1 pseudogene is annotated in these 428 nt (G+C 56.5%); it reads right to left on the bottom strand.

The window, feature by feature from the left end:
• Positions 1-83: 83 nt before the first annotated feature.
• A pseudogene (locus XpopCFBP1817_RS21210) lies at positions 84-275 on the bottom strand (FAD-dependent oxidoreductase); the annotation flags it as partial.
• Positions 276-428 lie beyond the last annotated feature (153 nt).

Below are 428 nucleotides of genomic sequence, written 5' to 3'. Positions count from 1 at the left end.
TGGAGCGATTACGCACACTGCCCGAACACGTCTACAACCAGATGGTCATGGGCTGAAAAACGTGGGGATACCTCAGTGCCAGATCCCAGTTTTTCCAGCAGCGCAAGCGAGGCGTGCGTCAATGCGATCTCGCGCCCGTCGAAAGCAGGATCAGCGAACTACGCGCGCGTTTGCCGGTCGACCAATACCACCGACAGCCCACTGCCGGCCAACGACCGCGCAAAATTCAGACCGACCGGCCCCGCACCAATGACCGCGATATCCACCGACTGCATGCTGCACTCCACTACCACCGATACGCTTAGCTTAGCGACAGTGGTGCGATGGGCCTTGATCAGAATCAAGCAGCAACTAGGGCCTGTTAACACTAATGGCCTGAGCGAGTAAACTATCGGGTATGGAGATCACACCAGAGCAATTTTCCCTAA

It is taken from the genome of Xanthomonas populi (assembly GCF_002940065.1).
GTDB classification, from domain to species: Bacteria; Pseudomonadota; Gammaproteobacteria; order Xanthomonadales; family Xanthomonadaceae; genus Xanthomonas; species Xanthomonas populi.
This window is presented reverse-complemented; position numbering and strand designations above follow the sequence as displayed.